Origin of the sequence: Paenibacillus pseudetheri (assembly GCF_924513355.1) — a bacterium.
Classification (GTDB): domain Bacteria; phylum Bacillota; class Bacilli; order Paenibacillales; family Paenibacillaceae; genus Paenibacillus_AQ; species Paenibacillus_AQ pseudetheri.
Map to the genome: position 1 here is coordinate 202724 of NZ_CAKMAB010000006.1, position 15471 is coordinate 218194.

The following is a 15471-nucleotide window of genomic DNA, read 5'->3' on the forward strand; positions in this document are numbered from 1 at the left end:
CTAGATTATGTCTATTAAAAATTTATTCAAAAATATTATATATGAAAAATCATATGAATAATAAGAATTCCCTGCTTTCTAGAAGAAAAGGGATATAGGGTACAAAAAATGACAAAAAGCAGAACAGAGTTACCTCTGCCTGCTTTTGCCATACTATTCTTATAAATTGATTATTCCATAAAGTAGTTTTGCAATTTCAGCACGGGTTACTTTGCCACGAGGATCGAAGTTATTGTCACCCTTGCCATCCAGGATTCCCTTAGCTTTCAATTCACTTACCGCTTGCTTCGCCCACTCTGATACGCTATTCATATCCTTAAAGCTTGCAGTAGCAGCAACGGAAGACTGCACTCCAGCTTTGTATTGTATCAATTTCTGCAGGACAACAGCCGCTTCTTCACGTGTAATCGCATCTTTAGGACGGAACTTGCCATCACTGCCTTGAACTAGTCCAAGCTGGACAGCTTTGTCTATTGATGATGCATAATAAGCATTTTTTGATACATCTGCAAAAGCACCATTCCCCGTAATTTCACTTGTCTCATTCAATCCGAGTGAACGAATGGCTAGTGTAACAAAATCTGCACGGGTTACATTCGCTTGTGGACCATAGTGCGTATCGTCGATACCCTTAATCATATGCTTAGCTGTCAGTTTGGAAATGTACGACTCTGCCCAGTGACCAGCGGTATCACTAAACTGCTTATGGTATTCCAGCACTGCGAAGGAGGAAAAATGATTTGTTGTGAAGGTAACGGTATTATCCTTAAACACTCCACCCAAATATTTCAAGGTGTTGCCATTTACATAATAGACACCCGCAAAATCTGTATCAAGCTTAGCAAGCTGTTCCTTGGTCAGCGTCAGGGTAATCGTAACAGCACCTTTAAGCTGGTGGATAGCCGTTTCTTTGCCGCCTGCTGTGGCACTGAGGTTCAGCGTCACGGTAGCTCTGGATGGACTCATTCCAGCGACATTGGTTTGCACAGATGCTGTGCTTGTATCAACGCTCAGTAGCAATCTATCACTTCCAGCTGGGATCACTGGTAAGGAGCTTGTTGGTACGCTCAATGTAACGTTGGAAGTCACAATACTCAGATTCAGCTTCTTATCGACAGCCTGTTGTATGCTCGCTGCATCAAGTGCAAGTTTAAACTGATCTTGAGTCAAAGCTCCTCCGCCCAAGCTAATCTTGATGTTTCCACCTGTCGTAGCCTCTTCTATCAGCTTCTTCCACGCTGTAGAATCAGCGGTATACGTACCGTCACTTGCCAAGGTCAGTTCAATGCTTCCTTTTACCGCCACAGGTGCAGCTGTAGGACTCGGGGTCACTGTAGGCATTGGCGAAACTACTGGAGGCGCAGCTGTTACCCCTGGTGTTGGTGTCGGAGTCACTTCTGGTTTAGGTGTCACCTCTGGGGCAGGTGTTACTTCTGGTTTCGGAGTTTCCTCCGGCGTCGGCGTCGGTGTTACATTCTCTTTTCCAGTGTAGAAGCCCCAAATGTCTGAAAGCACACTACCAGAGTGATCATCCTCGACTTTTGTATACCATTGATAGTAACTGTCTGGATTCAACTTACTCCAAGTGACCTGAGTCTCCGTACCGCTCTCTACTTGCTGCTGGGTCGCGATTGTCTGATCACTGTAAACCTTAACTCCAATGTAATCGGTAGCTACACGTTTGGTTACAGGCTGCAGATCGAGATCTAGTACGAACTCATCTTTGCCCGGGAATTTATTTTCATCATAATAATTATAATCATCCAAATAAGGCGAATAAGTCTTCACACGAAGCTTGTTGTTAGCTACATCGAACTGAAGCAGACGAATATAACCTAGTCCACCCTCTTCGGCACCTTGATAATCTGCCAGCATTTGATATACACTGCGGTCCGCAATGCCATCTCCATTATCGTCCAACTCATCTACCTTAAGCTCCGCATCATGATAATGACCGGACAAAGCTGCGATTACATTCTTGTTAGGTTTTACAACCTTTTCAAAGATCGTATCGGCAATCGGTGCGCGGTTATTAGATACGAGCAGGTATTCATGAAGACAAAGAATCGCTTTACGTTCTGGATAACGAGCAACGATCTCATTCATCCATTCAATTTCTTCTTCAGCCAGTCCCCAGCCCATATATACGATAATGAAGTCATTTCCGTTCGCAGATACCAAATCATAATGGCCCCGGTTGTTGTCATAGGATCCGCCAAAGGTTGGCATGTCCTTAAATCTCCATTCCCCAAAGTATTGCCAGAATTTCGTGTAATCTCCGGTTTGATGGCCTACATCATGATTACCCGCAAGAACACCATATGGAATACCTGCATCCTCGAGTACCTTCATATCCCGATCGGCTTCTTCCCATTGATATTCCTGATAGGATTTGTCCACTACATCTCCGGTATGAATTACATATTTCAAGTTCAAATTATCCTTATTGTCGGCAATCCACTTTACATTTTTCTGATAAATGTAAGGGTAGCTTTGAGAATAATATTGCGTATCAGACATCCATACAAAAGAAAAATCATAGGTATCCTGCGTAACTGTAGGTGCAGTCTTAGCCACGGACGCAATTTCATCCTGAACCATCACCGCAAAACTATTTCCATTTCTATAATCTCCAGCAGTTACCGTAGATTTCAGTTCGAAATCCTCAGTACCAGCAATCAAATGATCCAGCTGTATCCACTTCTCTTCAGCAGGACTCCACGCGTACAGACTTACTTTACGACCTGGAAGTGAATTCCCCTTCCATTCAATATCCACACGATCTGAAGCCTTCACCGATTCATCCAGCTTAATTTCATAGCGCTGATATGGGAATTGCTCAACAGCATCGTTAATTAAGTACTGTCCGTCAACTGCACTTATTTTGCTGTATTCGTCACTGCTAAGGGCTTCTTCGCCCGCAGGAACGGATTGCTTCGGCGGTTCTGTATCCGATGCGTTCTTAAATCCAGTAAATCCTTGCTCTGGATGGTTACCATCGTACTTGAAGCCTCTATAGAAGGTAACATCCATCTTATCCTGGTTAGGATCTTCAACCTTAACCTTCAAGGTCGGATTTGTACCCACACCGCTCTCCCAGTTCTGAGGTGAGATCAGGAGTGGTGCAAATGGATTTTCATTCGGTACATGGAATGTAATTACCTTTTCCACCTGATTACCTATCTTATCCAATGCCGTGATAGAAAGCGTATGGTCTCCACCGGACAGCTTTCCAGATGAAGTAGCATAAGGCAGTTCAATAACATTGCCATCCAGCATTAAGCTAACTTTATCTACACCTGCGTAAGTATCCTTGATCTCAGCAGTAATTACGAAATTACCGCGATAAGTTTTTCCATCTTCAATCGATGCTTTAATGGATGGTGGCGTGTTGTCTACAACTACGTTTGACGATACCTTGGATCCACCTTCGGTCACTGTTACTTTATGTTCTCCGTCAGTTACTTCTTTAGTATTCCAGTTATAAGCCTTCGAACGGAATAAATCAGATTTCAGATCGAACCGGAAGCCGATGGATTCATGCTTCCCTGCGCTGTCCCCCATCTTAATTTCTTTATCACGTTCTGCATAAGCAGGGTCCCAAACTTCAGTACCATCTGCAAGTAATAGGCGCACATTCTTTACTTCAAAGTCATCTTTATTCTCCTCGGGACGAGGGTCAAAAGGCGATGATTTAGAGCCCGCCCGAATGTAGATCACATTATCCGTGCCCACTTGTAATGCGGCAGAGGAGATCGGGAAGGTCAAAGTCGTATACGTAGTAATCGGGTCCATAAAGGTATATAGAATGCTCGCGTCCCCTAATTCTTCTGGTCCCATTGTGATACCATTTTTGAAATAATAGTCTACATTCTTCGCATCAAATACAAAGTAAGCATCATTCTCAAGCGCGGCATATACCTCGTTATTGCCGAGCACTTTATTGTCGATGCTCAGGCCCACTTCATCAGCCTTGGAAGTGGCAGAGGTTCCTTTTACCGTCATAGAGCCATTAATGAATTGCCCATCCTTCACATTCAAACGAAGCGCTGATTGATCTGGACCCCCTGTAATTTTCACTTTTATTACCGGAGATTCAGTCTCATTTGTGCCATCGGAAACGACGAAGTAATACTGAATTTCATTTCTGCCAATCAAATCAGCAGACGACAATTTATAATGATACAAGCTATCGTTAAAGTCTTGGGATAGATTATGGCTGACAAAATCAGGCTGCTTATCCGATGCTATCCTTACTTCAACAGACGTAACGGCTTTATTGTCATCCGCAAAAGCCTTCAAATCCAGACTCATCGACTGATCAATCTCCGTTACACCAGTCAAATCATCTACCGTTGGCTTCTCTGTATCCGGCTCCACATGGATCGGTGTGTTAGGAAGCTGTACTACATCCACCTGCCCTGGTGACGGAACCGCTGATCCTGTGCTAATCTTGAGCATTTTACTTTGCCCATTCACAGGATACTTGTATAGAAGGGCTTTATTTTCTTTGGTGTCATCACCTTTAGCTCCACCATCATAGGTAAGGTCAGCATCATAATACGCGGAGGAAATTTCCTTCTCCGTGTTACTCTTAATTACGACTGCCCGGCGGCCAGAGTTGGCCATACCATCACTTTGGATTAGAAAGAGATTCGTGCCATCGATCAGATTAGTGTTGAATTCTGCATTAAAATCACTAGCGGTGTATGTACTGTTAGCACTATTAATAATCCAAAACACTACGGACTGCTGTGCAGGAATTACAAAACTCTCTTTCGTAGAGGGCCACTTCACATCGGAAGCATTGCCTTTATCAGGATAGCGATAATAGATCTTGTAGTTCTTAAAATCAATCGGTGCATCCGTATTGTTATATACCTCAATGAATTCAAAAGCATCGCTGCTCGTTCCTTTTACATTCGTCGAATTGGACAGCAGCTCTGTAATTAACAGCGGCGGCACATTATTCGAATCGAATGCAGGCAGGTTCACATGAACAGAATAGCTCTCTGTTACATTGTTTACATGGATGCTGTAGTGAAGTTCTGGTTCTTCCAGCGCAGCCGCAGGAATCACGGCAGTATATTCCCCCTCGCCTTTTGAGGTCATGGTGATTACCGTATCTTTCACCTGAGAAGGAGAGCCGTATTGCAATTTCACTACCGGTAGCGTTCCGTCTGGTCCAATCTCTAGGTTCGTAATCTTCGCGGTGATGGGAAGATCAGCTGGATCTATACTGCTCTGCGAGAGGTGTTCAATTACCGGTTGCTTGTCTCCAGGCACTAGCTCAGGCAGTTGTTCTGGATCTACGGTCCCTGGTGTAGCCGCAAGCGTTCCCGAAATCGCCATGAGACTCATCGTAGAGCTATCGGATTGCGAATACTTATAGAAAATCCCGTTGTTTTCCTTCACCTGTTCTTTTCCATAAGAAGCAGAGACAATAAGAGCCTCTCCTGCCTTACTTTTAATTTGTAAGTTGCGCGGAGAAGCGTTTGCCATACCACCGCCACCGTTAATACGGAACAGGTTTACACCTTCTTGCAGAGATACAGAAGGATTAAAGTTTTTGATGAAATCCTCGGCAGGAACACTCAGATTATTGCCGTTCATAATCCAGAAGACGATATTTCCATGCGCCGGTATGACCGCATCACCATTTGGTGTCCAAGTATCTTTATCATTATAAAAGAAATAATAATCCTTAAAGTTAACCGGCTCGTCCGTATTATTGTAGACCTCAACAAATTCGTAACCATCTACAGAGGTTCCATCTACACCTTTTACATTTTTAGTATCCGGAACAACCTCAGTAATAAGTAAAGAGCCTGGATTGGTTGGTGTCGCATATACATCTGTCATTACAGTCGGTTGACTTAAAAGCGTGTTGAGCTCAACCTGTTCATCAAAATGTGCTCCTAATTCGGAAGATGTCTGCTCTGTATCCAGCTGCTGTTCTTCCGCATATCCTGCTGGAACCATGATCCCCAACATCAGACTACTTGCAATTACGCTGGATAGAAAACGTTTAGCTTTTGCTGTTATTCTCAAAACTCCGAACACTCCCCGTAAGTTTGATTGTGACCCTTCTGCATAAATATGCAATTTAGATCATCTGGAAAGTATACTAGGGGTATATTATCGCTATATCATTTGAGTGTTAAATCTTTAGGTTATCTTAAATATTGTTTAAGCTTTAGCTCAGCTTTCCGGGTTATAATAGAAATAAGTTAAACCACAACCATCACAAACACTTTCAACAGAAACCATAAAACGTTATTTGTAAAATAAGAAAAGAGGACTCTAATGGATATAAAAAGAGTGATTATAGTAGGAACCGTAGTTATAGTAATGTCTTTCGGAAATGCTTGGAGTAGCCTTACTGCTAACGCAAGCTCGTCAACTCAATGGTCCACCACAAGTGTTGCGGATAAAGACGAATTATTATTGAAAGCCCTTAACCAATCTACAGATGATGATCTTTACGATGCCTTATATGACGGCAAGTCACTTCAAGATATTGCAATAGAACAAAACACAGATATTGAAGATGTGATCAATCTACAGGTAACCCAGCTAACGGAACAGCTGGATTCACGGCTAGCCTCCGGAAGCATTACAGCCGAGCAATATGCAGCACACAAAGCGGAGCTGAGGGACATCGTTACGGAGAGCGTTCTCACTTCTTTCGGCTAAGAAAGATACATATAGTGGCCGTATAACATTTCTCCGCGTCACAAGCTAAAACGCCTTCTGCGTCCCTAATGGACGGTAAGTGTTTATGCGGGAAATATAAGGATTATATAGCGTGAAAATTATAGATTCTTATATTTAAATAAAGAGGGTGATCCGAAAGCCATTGAATGGCTATCGGATCACCCTCTTCGTATATTAAACGCTATTTAACTGAATTCCTAAGTCTCTATCTTGTTATCTCTATTGATCTCAAGTATATCCAGGAAGAACACAAAAATTGGAATGCCGAGAATTAGACCCCATACACCCATATAGTGCTCAGAGAAGAGAAGTACGATAAAGGTGTAGAACATAGGCAGATTCATTTTGGATGACATCAGTTTTGGATTTAAGAAGTAACCCTCGACAAAATGTAGTATGGCGATCATAACCAATACATATATCGTCATTGCTATGCCGCCAATGTTGTAACCAATAATACAAAGTGGTATTAAGGAGATCACAAAGCCTACAACTGGAATCAAACTAAGCAGGAAGATCATAATCGATAAGGCGAATAGATACGGAAAACCTAAGATCCAGAGTCCAATCACCGTAAAGCATGTATTAAACAGCGCGATCAGAATTTGCGCTTCGATCACTTTACCAAACGATGAGATGAATTTTCTACCGAAATACTCAAGCTCAACATAGAACCAGGAAATCTTGCTCTCTTTAAGACGGGCAGTGAAACTGACAATTCTGTTCTTCTCAAGAATAAAGACAAAGCTCAGAATGGTGGATAATACGAAGCTAGTGCCCCAATTACTTATTTTAAGGACGTATTCAAGACCATCTTTCACATAAGACTGGTAGTTCAAATCCTTAAGCTGGGAAAATAAATACTGTACAATTTCGTTCTGCGGGATATTTGCAGGGGTTAAACTGGTTAGAAAATTTGTTAACTGCTTAATCTGAGTGAAGACCTTCGGTAAATAATTCACTAAGGTCACTACGATCAGAGCAATCAGAGCTAAATATAAAATAATAATAATGACTTTACTGTTGACTGCAACATATTTATTGATCCGCTTCGTGAGCAGCACTTGAAAGCTGTTCATTACATAAGCAATCAGAAATGTTAACAGTACTAAATTGAGCATATCTCTAATACTGAACAGCAGCAGGGCAACCAGCCCCAAAATAAAAAAACGCCGGACCGTTAAATTCGCGTAATAACGCTTAAATACTTCCATCTGTTCTCTCCATTCGCCTACCAATTAGTACTCTATTTATAGTCTACAGTAAGGAATTCACTTATAGCAACTAGTGATTCGCCCAAATTGGCGAAATTTCACACTTTTTGTAATCTCCTAATGAACATAGGGAAAGATGATTCCCATTCCATACATTTCCTTAGCCTTCTACGGGCCATCCGTTGTGTGTATTAACTTAATGATTCGACTCTTCTGATCGTAGTTGAGATCAATATGTAGATCTTTGCATAATTGTATAAACGGAACCATCAAGGTCCCTTTCCTCATTTCGGGCGCACTTCCTATTAGAGCTACTCTTTGGTTATTCAGGGTTAATTCCATGGGCGAATCTATATGTTTAATCTGCTCAAGGGTTTGGATTGCGGATAGAATCTGACTTCCCCCGTTGATTCGGGAGGCGTTCCGGTCCGTTCTCGCATTGATCCCATCTTGGATTTTAAATGTCAGCGAAATTCCAAGTGAATCACATGCGGATAACAATCGGTCGTTGTATGATCCATATGGAAAGGCAATCGCTGAATCGGTATTCCCCAGCTCTTCCTTCAGCCTTTGCTCTGCCTTGGCCAAATCACGAGTAACTCTGCTGTAGTACTCCGAATTCAGCTCGTTTCTGTTCTCATCGTCAATATATAACAAAGCACTGGCGGCTGGCCGCTCCCCACCCTCAGCATCCACGATACCATAATGGTGTAAATCGTACGTGTGACTATAGAATCCCATCCCGTCACGCTTCATTTCCCGCATCTGCTCCCAGTTGAGTTTCGGCACACTATTCGGATCTGGGTGATCAATTGTAGATACGATAACGAAATTCACTGCCGTATAGCCATATTTTTTCAAGATCGGAAAGGCCAGCTCATAAAAACTCTCATATCCATCATCAAAAGTCAGCAGCACTGCATTGTCTGGAACCGTGCCACCGTTCAGCATAAATTCTCGATATTGTTCCATCGTAATCACGTGAAACCCTTCCTGCTTCAGCAGGTTCATTTGATCATCAAACCGATCGGCAGATAAGATCCAAGGAAACTGCGGCATTGGCTTCTCAGAAAGATGATGGTACATCAGCACAGTTACATGGTCTCTATAGTAAATACCTTTCGGAAGTGGCCCCTGCTTCTGCCAGTCGATACGCATATTAAGAGCCTGTTCGGCAACAGCCTTGGGAATCATAAGCTCATCAGACGAGGCCGGGTATGTAGCTACCGTCTTAATCATTTGACCGTTCACATCTATAGTAACTGCAGAAGACTCACGTTGATTGTTAAAAATAGCAGCAAGACTTATTAGCAGAACGATGACTAAAAGCATCATATATTTTTTCATATGCAAGCTCTGAATCTCCTTAAAAAGATCTTTTATTCACTATGTAACTACATATTTGGTGACAGTTCCACCTACTTTTGGTTACATTTCCTTCTTAATTTTGTTTCTTATAATAAAAATAGGAGGCGATCCCTAAGCCTGAACTGACTTAAGGAACACCTCCCTCACATGGAGATCTATATATAATTATGTACATCTATGTGTAATTGTAGACGGTCTAGATCCTTCTCTTGTCTGCGAAGTAATTTTCTTCCCCAAGCTCGTCCACAAACTGCTGCAGCCAATCATAATATTGAACGGCATGCTCCAGCTTCTCCAGATCCTTCAGGCAGAATTGCCGCTCATCCTCAGGAGTATCCACGGCTTGAACCAATCCTTCCAGCTCAGGAATAACAACATCCAAGGCTTGTCTCATGACATCAATCTCCCGCTGCAGCTTCATTCCAAAAAAGTTCTTAAAGGTCTGAAAAAAATCTGTTTCCACTGCATACAGATCCTTTCGTTCCCGCTTCTCCTCCAGCTTGGTGACCATCTTGGAAGCCATCAAAGAACGGACCCCATAGCTCATATTACTCTTGCTCATATTCATCACATTCTTCATCTCTTCAAGCGTCATCGGCCGGTCTTCAAAGAACATAATTCCATACAGCTGCCCGAATGAGTAATTGGCACCGTATAAGTCCATTGTCTGAGCAATCGCATCGATCATCGGACGCAGCAGCTGCTCACGTGGAGATAAGTCTCTATTCTCTTCACCAAAGGCTACCTGTTTCATAGCTGCACCTTCATTCCACTTAGAATCTACTTTCTATTTTACACAAAATAGCAACTACTTTCGCTAATCTCTAAAATTTTTACATAATCTCGTATCGATCTTTACGCCCGCTTGACCACGCAGCTGCCAGATGAGTGTACAATTTTTTTTGAACGGATGAGCTTTCCTCAGAATTATACCGCAAAAAACAGAAGATGGAATGGGGTATCGACAGAATAATGAAACGCTCGAGATTTATAGGGGAGTTGAAACCGGTGCTCTTCACCTTGCCGGCAATGATTCCATTCGTGGTATTTTGGCTTGCGCCATTACTTTATGTATTTTATCTCAGCTTTACCGAATGGGACTTCATGAGCCCCGAGAAAACCTTTGTCGGACTAACCAACTATCTGGATCTGTTCAGCAATCCTGCCTTCTATAAAGCACTAAAAGTAACCCTGTTATTCTGTGCGGGAAGTGTACTGCCCGTTATTCTGATCGGACTTGGACTAGCACTCCTGATGAACGGAAAGCTGAAAGGCTCCACCCTCTATCAGGTACTGCTTTTCTCCCCTTGGGTCACGCCGACCGTGGCGGTATCGATTGTCTGGTCCTGGATCTATGAACCTGAAATCGGCCTTGCCAATACTGTACTTGATCTATTCGGTCTAGAAAAAATCGGCTGGCTTCAAGATCCTAAATGGGCGCTGCTCGGCGTTCTGCTCGTGACGATATGGAAATCGGTAGGCTGGGCGATGATTTTTTACTTGGTGGCGCTGCGTAATGTCCCTAATGATCTGTTGGAAGCCGCTGAACTGGATGGAGCAAATGCTGTTCAAAAATTCAGCCGTATTACTTTACCGCTAATCTCGCCAACGACACTATTTCTGTTCATCGTACAGATCATCGGTGCGTTACAGGCATACGACCAGATTAACGTACTCACACAAGGTGGACCGTCGGGATCAACACGTACCTTGCTCTATATGTATTATCAGTCTGCCTTTGAAGCCTTTCAGATTGGAGAAGCCTCTAGTGTCGCAATGATTCTGGTATTTATATGTATGCTGCTCTCCGTAATCTCATTAGAGGTTAGTAAACGGACAACCCATTATCAATAACTACTGCTGTAAAGGAGAACGACTGATGAATGCAACGACCGTACGCGTGGGCAAACTGGCACGCCATCTATTTTTTGCAGCTATTGCACTGATCATGGCCTTCCCCTTCTATTGGATGGTCACCAGCGCCTTAAAAACCAATGATGAAATCTGGCAGTCTCCGCCGACGATCTGGCCGAAAGAGCCGCTGTGGAGTAACTTTTCAGCCGCCTGGCACGAAGCCCCTTTCTTTAGATATATGGGCAATAGCGTATTTGTCGCCGTGTCGATTGTTATTTTGCAGGTGATAAATTCCGGGATGATGGCATATGCACTTACGCATATGAAGTTTCGCTTCAGAGCGCTGTTCGCAGGTGTCATTCTTTTCGGCTATATGGTTCCTGCCACCGCCGTTTATCTTCCCGGATATCTGGTATTGTCCCAGCTTCATCTACTGGATTCATATGCCGGATTGATTCTATCTAACTGTGTAAGTGTCTTCTCCATTTTTCTAATCCGGCAAGCATTTCTTCAGGTTCCCCATGAGCTGGTAGAGGCTGGAGAAGTGGATGGTTCCTCACATATGCGGATTCTCTGGACCATTCTTGTCCCCATTACACGTTCTTCCTTTGCTGTGCTAGCCCTGATCACCTTCATTGATCAGTACAATAACTATTTCTGGCCGATGCTGATCACCAAAGACCCTAATCTACAGCTAGTTTCGGCGGGACTACGTAGTTTCTTCACTCAAGGAGGTGCTTACGGATTGAAATGGCCGCTGATCATGGCCGCTAGTGCATTCACCATCGCCCCGTTGCTGCTAGTATTTCTACTAGCTCAGAAAACGATCATGCAAAGTGTCAACATGACCGCTGGTTCCAGCAAAGGATAAGCTAACAATTCTATTTAATAAGAGGAGAATGATGATGAACGTATTGAAGAGACTATCCGCCCTATCTTTGGTTGCCGGATTTACAATGTTAACAGCTTGCGGAGGAAATACGAGTACGGGTAATGTTACAGCGGCGAATGGAGCTTCTTCCTCCCCATCCGCAGAGGCTGCACCCACACAAAATGCACCGGTGACAATCGAATTCTGGTATGGTCTCGGCGGCAAGCTTGGTGAGAATATGGAGGCACTGATTCAGAAATTTAACGCCTCTCAGCAAGAGGTCATTGTCAAAGGTATCACTCAGGCAGACTACACCGAAACCGAGCAGAAGCTGCAAGCGGCGATTGCTACAGGAAAAGTGCCCGCTGCTGCTCTCTCCTCAAATGTAGATTGGGCCCGTAAAGGATATTTCGCTCCGATAGACGAGCTTATGGCACTGCAGCCAGATTTTAATAAAGAGGATTTTGTCCAAACCTTTCTAAGTCAGGGCCAGGTTGATGGTAAGCAATACTTCCTGCCGATGTATGGAACAACGCAGGTCATGTACTATCGCAAGGATACTTTTGAGAAGAATGGAATTGATGCTAGCACACTAAAGACTTGGGAAGATCTAGCTGCTGCAGCTGCGAAAATGACAGTGAAGGACGGCGGCAAAACCACCCTCTATGGTTGGGAGCCTATGTGGGGTTCAGGGAACATGATTGATGCCGTGCTCAGCAAAGGAGGCACTATCCTTAGTGAGGATGGTAAACAAGTTATGATCGACTCTAAAGAGTGGATCGAAACCTGGGATTTGTTCCGCAAGTGGATTCACGAGGATAAGATCATGCGGATTCATTCTGGGGGTCAAGGCTGGGAGTATTGGTACAAGACAATTGATGATGTAATGAAGGGTCAATCCGCAGGCTACACCGGCTCCAGTGGCGATCAGGGCGATCTCGACTTTAGCATTGTTTCTGCTATGGAGCAACCAGGCTGGGCAGGGATTGGTGAGGGAAAACCCGTAGCCCAAGCGCTGATGGCCGGCATTCTATCTAAAGCTAGCGACAGTGAGAAACAAGCGGCTATGAAATGGCTAACCTACTTCACAAATGCTGAGAACACAGCCTTCTGGTCGATTAATACTGGATATATTTCGGTGCGCCAATCCGCATTGCAAGACCCGGCGTTTGTGTCATTCAGCGAAAACAATCCACAGATTAAGGTTCCGTTGATGCAAGCTTCCCATGGTTCTGCACCTTTCCAAGACCCTACTGGCGGCAAAATCAACGATGCGCTGAAAATCGCCGCTGATAAGGTGCAAATTGAGAATATTCCTGCAGCACAAGCACTTAAGGAAGCACAGGAAACGGCGCAAGCAGCGCTTGATAAATTAAAATAAAGGCGGTGGAGTTCATGTCTGAGCTCATCACGCCACAAGGCAGATACGCTGTAGCAGCTATTCTATTCGACAAGGATGGTACGCTGCTCCAGTTCGTATCCCTCTGGGGCAGCTGGGGCGAATGTTTGTTAGAGAGATTCACGAAGGATATGAAGCAAAGAGGACTACAGATTCCAGAAGAACAGCTCCCTGCATTAATGGGAACTATACACAATGCCCAAGGAAGCATTACCGATTATGATCGCAACGGACCCCTGGCTATGGGGACTATGCGTGATCTCTATGCCATCCTGTCATGGCAGGGTTATCTGCAAGGTTTATCTTGGGCGGAGTCCATGGAGCTTGTTCATCAGTGCCGTCTGGAAGCGGATGTTATGTTGGAAGAGAAACGCCCCGTTCATTCGCTGCCGGGACTTCATCGTTTTCTTGATGAGTGTGTGAGTGCTGGCATCCCTCTCGCCGTGGTGACCGCAGATGAAACAGATGCTGCAGAGAAACATCTCCAATGGCTAGGCATACGGCATTATTTCTCCGAGGTAATTGGAACAGACCTTGTGGATCAGGGTAAACCCTTCCCCGACATGGTACAGCTTGCCTGCGAAAGGTTGGCCGTTGAACCCGCGCACACAGCTGTTATCGGTGATACTAATGGGGATATGCGAATGGCTAAAGCAGCGGGCGTTCAGGTAGCCATAGGTATCACTGAAAATGAAGACACTATTGCTTTGACGCATATTCTCCCGGATGCAGATCTCATTGTGCGATCTTACGCTGAACTCAGCATCGAGGTTACTTCCCTGTGAAAATAGAAGGAATATGGGCATGGATGTTTCTGACGCTAGCTATTGTGTTCGAACTCTCGGGGACCATCTCAATGAAAATATCTCAGGGGTTCACTCAGCTCTGGCCTTCCGTGCTCATGTTCCTGTTCTATGGAGCCAGCTTCACCTCCCTGAATTATGCCCTCACTTCTATTAAGGTAGGCGTTGCATATGCGATATGGTCAGGTGCGGGAATCATCCTGATTTCCTTCATAGGAGCCCTGTTTTTTGAAGAAAAGCTGACCCTATCCTCACTACTATGGATAGCCGTTATCATTACCGGGATCATAGGGCTGAACATTAGCGGCAAGACGCATTAGCGAACAGAAACAGTATTTGTTAGGTTCATAGATGAAGGAGGATGCCTAAACATGAGTACGAACACATCACCTGAAGATAAACCAGTTATCACCTTTCAGATCATCACGGATACGCATGTCACCGCTAACCGAAACCATGAGTACAATCTTAATTTTGAGCTGGCGCTCCGTGATATAGCCGCACATGGAGAAGGTAGCAGCGGGATTATGCATATCGGTGATGTCACAGACCACGGGTTTTCTGCTGAATATAAAGAAATGCTTCGTATCATTAATCAACATAAGGCTGACTTGCCCGATATTACTTTCACTTTAGGTAATCATGATGTAGGCCTCGGGATATGGAAGTCTCGCTTAGGAATGTATACGTCACAGACTGGAATGTCTGGACCCTATCATGATCACTGGATTAATGGCTATCATTTTATTTTTCTGGGTACAGAAAAAGGATTACCTAAATTCTGTCATCTTTCCTCTAAACAGCTTGATTGGCTGGAGCATAAGCTTGGGGAGCAATCTTCACCGGATCAGCCTATCTTTCTATTCCTGCATCAACCGCTTAAAGATACCGTAGCCGGATCGCTAGAATCACAAGATTGGTATGGCGTCACGCAAGATAAGGAATTAAAAGAGATTCTTTCGAGACACCCCCAGACTTTGTTATTCACTGGTCACACCCATTGGGAGCTAGAGGTAGACAACACTATGCACCCTGGCCATGGAGAGATGGCAACGATGTTTAATGCTGCTTCTGTCGCCTACCTTTGGACAAACGAAGATAAGCATAAGACAGGCAGCCAAGGCTTCTATGTGGAAGTATTTAGAGATAAAGTGCTTATCCGGGGCAGAGACTTTAAGACAGGAACCTGGATTGAAGCTGCACAATATGAGGTTGCTTATACAGCAGTAAACGTATAATGAAACT

At 44.0% G+C, this 15471-nt stretch carries 11 protein-coding genes; 7 read left to right on the forward strand and 4 right to left on the reverse strand.

What is annotated here, in order from left to right:
* Positions 1 to 159: 159 nt before the first annotated feature.
* Positions 160 to 6051 (reverse strand): S-layer homology domain-containing protein, encoded by a 5892-nt coding sequence (locus tag L1028_RS07980; RefSeq protein ID WP_234532835.1) that lies wholly within the window; start codon positions 6049 to 6051, stop codon positions 160 to 162.
* 255 nt (positions 6052 to 6306) lie between these two features.
* Here L1028_RS07980 and L1028_RS07985 point away from each other — a divergent pair, with 255 nt between their 5' ends.
* Positions 6307 to 6696 (forward strand): hypothetical protein, encoded by a 390-nt coding sequence (locus tag L1028_RS07985; RefSeq protein ID WP_234532837.1) that lies wholly within the window; start codon positions 6307 to 6309, stop codon positions 6694 to 6696.
* Positions 6697 to 6914: 218 nt separating this feature from the next.
* On the opposite strand, the gene L1028_RS07990 is transcribed toward L1028_RS07985, so the two are convergent.
* The 3 genes from L1028_RS07990 to L1028_RS08000 all read right to left on the reverse strand — a co-directional run bounded on the left by L1028_RS07990 (position 6915) and on the right by L1028_RS08000 (position 10053).
* The gene (locus L1028_RS07990) at positions 6915 to 7931 is read right to left on the reverse strand and encodes an AI-2E family transporter (protein ID WP_234532839.1); all 1017 of its coding nucleotides are present in this window, start codon (positions 7929 to 7931) and stop codon (positions 6915 to 6917) included.
* Between the two features lie 168 nt (positions 7932 to 8099).
* Positions 8100 to 9278, reverse strand: coding sequence for a polysaccharide deacetylase family protein (locus tag L1028_RS07995; protein ID WP_234532910.1), 1179 nt, complete (start codon positions 9276 to 9278; stop codon positions 8100 to 8102).
* A 217-nt stretch (positions 9279 to 9495) separates the two neighbouring features.
* Entirely contained in the window at positions 9496 to 10053 is a 558-nt protein-coding gene (locus tag L1028_RS08000; protein WP_234532841.1) for a GbsR/MarR family transcriptional regulator, read from the reverse strand.
* Positions 10054 to 10271: 218 nt separating this feature from the next.
* Between L1028_RS08000 and L1028_RS08005 the strand changes: the two genes are divergently transcribed.
* From L1028_RS08005 to L1028_RS08030, 6 genes are read left to right on the forward strand one after another with little or no spacing between them, the layout of a single operon-like run.
* Positions 10272 to 11153: a carbohydrate ABC transporter permease gene (locus L1028_RS08005; RefSeq protein WP_234532843.1), complete on the forward strand. Its 882-nt coding sequence runs from the start codon at positions 10272 to 10274 to the stop codon at positions 11151 to 11153.
* 25 nt (positions 11154 to 11178) lie between these two features.
* A complete protein-coding gene (locus tag L1028_RS08010) occupies positions 11179 to 12024 on the forward strand; it encodes a carbohydrate ABC transporter permease (protein WP_234532845.1) in 846 nt (281 codons plus the stop codon).
* A gap of 34 nt (positions 12025 to 12058) precedes the next feature.
* Positions 12059 to 13405: an ABC transporter substrate-binding protein gene (locus L1028_RS08015; protein WP_234532912.1), complete on the forward strand. Its 1347-nt coding sequence runs from the start codon at positions 12059 to 12061 to the stop codon at positions 13403 to 13405.
* Positions 13406 to 13419: 14 nt separating this feature from the next.
* The gene (locus L1028_RS08020) at positions 13420 to 14208 is read left to right on the forward strand and encodes an HAD family hydrolase (protein WP_234532847.1); all 789 of its coding nucleotides are present in this window, start codon (positions 13420 to 13422) and stop codon (positions 14206 to 14208) included.
* A gap of 23 nt (positions 14209 to 14231) precedes the next feature.
* Entirely contained in the window at positions 14232 to 14546 is a 315-nt protein-coding gene (locus L1028_RS08025; protein WP_060626586.1) for a DMT family transporter, read from the forward strand.
* A gap of 51 nt (positions 14547 to 14597) precedes the next feature.
* Entirely contained in the window at positions 14598 to 15464 is an 867-nt protein-coding gene (locus L1028_RS08030) for a metallophosphoesterase family protein (RefSeq protein ID WP_234532849.1), read from the forward strand.
* Positions 15465 to 15471 lie beyond the last annotated feature (7 nt).